Below are 4,354 nucleotides of genomic sequence, written 5' to 3'. Positions count from 1 at the left end.
GCTGTCGGCGTGCCCATCCTCAGCCACCGAAAGCGAAACGGTCCGCCGACTCCGTCGGCCGACCGTCACGAAAGATCGAGGTTAACGGGCAGGTCCACAGACTGCCCGACGCGCCGGAAGCTTACGGGGCCATGATCACTCGCCCCAAAGCAGCTCCAGCCCAAAGCCGCTCCACCGACCTCAATGATCCGGCAGAATATGTCGCTGGGGGAAGCCGGCTCGTGCTAGGGCCGCGTCAGATCGTGGGAGGGCCTGTGTCGGCAGCAATGAAACGCAGTCTTGCGGGTGGGGTAGCGGTGGTGATCGCCGCCGCAATAGGCCTTGTAACAAACATCGCTACGGACCGGCCAAGCATTGCTTGGTGGGTAGCGCTAGGGGCCTTGCTTGTAATTGGTGTCGGAACTCAAATATGGCTAACGAGTATCGAAGCCCAGCAGGCAACTATTACCGCCATGGGTGCAGGTAGCGTAGCCGTAGGCGGTTCCACTCACGGATCGATTAGCACGCGAATACGCGGGGCATCGCAATCAAGCCCGCCAGCAAGTACCCAAGAGGGGACGAATGCTCAAGGCCCCGGCAGTATCGCCATCGGCGGAGAAGCGAAAGGTGATCTAACTACCGATATCGAAGACGCATAGCAGGGGTGGGGCAGAAAGTGCGACAGAAGAAGGTCACCGCAACCGGGGACGCAGCAGTGGCAGTGGGCGGCGATGTTACAGCCCCGATCATCACCAACCCTGAGATACACATAAAACTAGAGGGGGCGCCTAGTTTTAAGCCGACCGAATGGCCCAAGGTTCACGAAGTTGGCGCACTTAAGCTAGGAGTACACAGGTCTCGCACAGTCAGTAACCGCCCACCTCTGCCGCCATACGTGCTCCGTGATGTGGATCGAGAAGTAGCAGAACGAATGAAGTATGTTGCCACCCATGGTGGCATGGCACTGCTGACGGGAGACTCTACCTCAGGAAAAAGCAGGACGGCAGTTCATGGAATTCAGCGCTGCATGTCAGACCACACAATTTACGCACCTGTTCGCGGAACGAAACTAGCCGAACTTCCAAGGTTCTTGAGAGACTCCCCTGCGGCACCCTTCATTCTCTGGTTGGACGACCTTGAGGGTTTTCTTGGAGATCGCGGATTGAATCCGGCCCTACTGCATGATTTGGAAGGAATGAATGTCGCAATCGTAGCCACAATGCGGGACGACCTATTCGAAATGTACGCAAACTCCCGAGGCTACAGAGCGTCTGATGGGGAAATTTATTCTCGGCAGATTGGAAATCGCCTACTGCGAACGGTGGAGCCAATCTTTATTGAGCGAATCTGGAGTGACCGTGAGGTTGCTCGAGCTTCAAAAACTGGCGATGAGCGGCTATCCGATGCAGTGAAGCATAGCGACACATATGGTGTTGCCGAGTACTTGGCTGCCGGCCCCACCCTGATGGAGGAGTGGCAGAGAGCGCAACGCGTAGGTGGACACCCTCGAGGGGCTGCCCTCGTTCAGGCGAGTGTTGACCTGGCTCGGGCTGGTTTCAGTGGTGCTGTAGATATCGACGTCCTCAAAGAGCTGCATGGAGAATACCTAGGTAGCTCAACACTGAGGCCTGAACCTTGGGATGAGGCCGAGACTTGGGCCACGGAAGTCCGATATGGCGTCTCTGGGCTACTGATACCGGGCGAAGAGTATGAGGGCATGTGGCGTGCGTTCGACTACCTTGCAGATGCCGTATCTCGCACTACAAAAGACAGGTCGGATGTCCCTGACTTCATATGGAGAGAAGCTCTAAATCTCTGCCCCGACGATGACGACCGTTGGCTCATAGGAATGCACGCCTATATGGCCGGACGGGATGAGTATGCAATAGCAGCCTGGGAACCGTTAGCGGCGGACGGCAATGGAAGCGCAGCCGCCAACCTAGCAGCGATCTATACAGACATGGGCGACATCAGGTCTGCAAGTTACTGGCGGCAAGTGGAGTTTCAAGACGAATTCCACTCCACTGTCTTGCCGTATGATCCTGCCAATTCCCTGTATGACCCGGAAACGGGAAAGATTGCCATAGGTAATTTTCGAGACGGGCGACGGGTGGAGATTGAGCTGCATCAACACAATGTTGGTGTGCGTCACGGAATCATCGCAGGGGAAAGGGGAATCGGTAAAAGCAACAACCTGTCGATAATTTTGCTCGGCGCACTGTCGAGCTCTAGGTACTGCCTGTTTCTCATCGACTGGTCGCCCGAACAGAAGCACTTTCATCCGTTCACGGAGAACGGTGCGGCTTTTAAGTGCTCGCGCGGCGACCTAGAAACCACACTAGAAATCTTGTCGGCAGTCGATCGAGTTATCAAAGCAAGGATCGAGAATGGAGGGTATGTGAATCCCAGCACCGAAAAGCCCGGATTTCTCGTCGCGATTGAGGAAGCGCACCTTCTGTTTCAAGCGAGTAGCCAAGCTAGATCTCTGTGTCTAAGAATCATTCGCAATGGAGGGCCTGTGGGCGTTAGCCTTTTTATTACTGTGCCCGATGCGTCGTTAACTAGCTTTGGGGGAAGCGAAGAACTCCGAAAGGAAATTACCAAAGAGGAGAGTATTGCGCTGTACATGGGGACTGGAGACGGGCTTCGAATGCTGCGCGACGCCCAGAAGGCGCAGGGTAACGGGGGATTTGAGGACCCGTACGAGTAGCGCTTGATAGTCGGACCAGCCATGGACTCAGACTTCGGGACGAAGGGGTTGCAAGCATGTGGGCGGTGGTCGCGACACCTGGGTTCCCTGGGCCGTCCCTGGGCCGTGCGAGGTCGACCAACGCTGACAGTCGGCACCCACGGGTGACCACCCCCACCCCGCTGTGGCCTGGGCTGCTGGAGTCGATCTGCGACCCTGGGAGGGTTATGCCTGCACCCGGAGAACTGGCATGACGACGCCGGGTCGGCTGACTACGATGGCTCCGTGCTGGAAGACGATGGTGGTCTGGCCGCCTGGCTGGAGTCGAAGCGGTTACTCACCAGTCCTGAGCGTCACATCAACACGTTGCGATGCCTGCTCACCGAGGACGACGACGCGCTTCTGATGTACGACTACGACCTGATCAGTGATCCGCAGACAGTCGCCATCGTGAGAGCCCAGCAGCGCGCAGCAGGACAGCGCCGCCGTAGGTTGCGGCGACTGGCAGCGCGCCAGCGCTCCGCGAAGTGACATCAACGCCCCTGGACGGCAGCGGACTGGAACCAGCGTCGTGGGCGCGGAGCAGGCCGCACGGCTCGATGATCGAACTCCTAATGCGGTGCTCAAGCACGAGCGCCCTCCCGGGCCGTCCTCGGGCCGTGGAAGGGCGCTCAACGATGCGTGCTTGGGGAGGCCCCTTCCCTGGGGCGTAGGCGGGTCACTCGCTCACGACGGCGGCCATGTGGGGTGCGTGTGGGGCAGTAGGGCGCCGACAGGCGGAAACGCCAGGTCACGGCGTGATCGCCGGACGGTCTGTAAATCCGTCGGCTATGCCTACCCAGGTTCGAATCCTGGCGCCGCCACGTGGAGGGAAGCCCCTTCCGGACTGTGAGAACAGTCCGGAAGGGGCTTCTTCGTGTGTGTGCACGGCGCCCGGGGCGACGGACCTGGGCAGCGATGCGGCCCGAGGCACACTGACTGCATGTCATCACGTCGTAGGAACTGCCCCGAGTGCCGTCGTGAGATCGCCGTCGTGGCGGGGCGGTTCGCGCGGCACGATCCGCCGGGAGCGAGCGGGGAACTGGTGTCCTGTCCCGGGTCACGCAGGCAGGCCCGGATCGGGGCGGCCCAGCCCGCGCTCGACGGCTTCGTCGTGCCCGAGTTCCCCGGTCAGCTGCAGCTCTTCTGAGTCCCCGGCCGGCCGCCGCGGCTGCGCAGCGAGGCACCGCCCTTCAGCGGCGAGGCTCCCCGGCGCACCACGCTCAGTTGCCCGCCACCGACTTCACGGCCACGGAGACGGGCGTCGAGCCGCTGACGAGCTCCAGGGTCAGACCGGCGGTGGCCGGGTTCTCCAGGAGTTCGGCGAGCGTCGCGGCCACGTCGTCGCGAGGGATCGGGCCGCGGCCCGTGGACGCCTCCAGGCGTACGAGGCCGGTGCCGGCGTCGTCGGTCAGCATGCCGGGGCGCAGGATCGTCCAGTCCAGCGCGTCCAGGCCACGCACATACGCGTCGGCCTCGCCCTTCGCCCGCTGGTAGGCGTCGAAGATCTCGTCGCCCTGGTGCGCCGGGTCCGCGCCCATGGACGAGACGACGACGTGGCGGCGCACACCCGTCCGCACCGCAGCGTCGGCGAACAGGACCGCGGCCGCGCGGTCGACCGTGTCCTTGCGGGCCGCCCCGCTGCCC

4 protein-coding genes and 1 tRNA gene are annotated in these 4,354 nt (G+C 61.2%); 4 read left to right on the top strand and 1 reads right to left on the bottom strand.

What is annotated here, in order from left to right; all coding sequences use genetic code 11:
- Positions 1-655 precede the first annotated feature (655 nt).
- The 4 genes from AWZ10_RS51725 (at position 656) to AWZ10_RS32150 (ending at position 3,857) form a co-directional block, all read left to right on the top strand.
- Entirely contained in the window at positions 656-2,689 is a 2,034-nt protein-coding gene (locus AWZ10_RS51725) for a hypothetical protein (protein WP_159058424.1), read from the top strand.
- A 264-nt stretch (positions 2,690-2,953) separates the two neighbouring features.
- Positions 2,954-3,199: a hypothetical protein gene (locus tag AWZ10_RS32155; protein WP_037694013.1), complete on the top strand. Its 246-nt coding sequence runs from the start codon at positions 2,954-2,956 to the stop codon at positions 3,197-3,199.
- Between the two features lie 244 nt (positions 3,200-3,443).
- Positions 3,444-3,531, top strand: a tRNA-Tyr gene (locus tag AWZ10_RS51720).
- Positions 3,532-3,650: 119 nt separating this feature from the next.
- Positions 3,651-3,857 (top strand): hypothetical protein, encoded by a 207-nt coding sequence (locus AWZ10_RS32150; RefSeq protein ID WP_046708747.1) that lies wholly within the window; start codon positions 3,651-3,653, stop codon positions 3,855-3,857.
- Between the two features lie 73 nt (positions 3,858-3,930).
- Here the strand turns inward: AWZ10_RS32150 and AWZ10_RS32145 are convergent.
- On the bottom strand, positions 3,931-4,354 hold a 424-nt coding region (locus tag AWZ10_RS32145; RefSeq protein ID WP_159058423.1), incomplete at its 5' end, for an NAD(P)H-binding protein.

This window comes from Streptomyces europaeiscabiei (assembly GCF_001550375.1).
GTDB lineage: Bacteria > Actinomycetota > Actinomycetes > Streptomycetales > Streptomycetaceae > Streptomyces > Streptomyces europaeiscabiei.
This window is presented reverse-complemented; position numbering and strand designations above follow the sequence as displayed.

Excerpts from the sequence above, each read along its gene's own strand:
- AWZ10_RS32150 (WP_046708747.1), top strand. The coding sequence starts at position 3,651 with ATGTCATCACGTCGTAGGAACTGCCCCGAGTGCCGTCGTGAGATCGCC.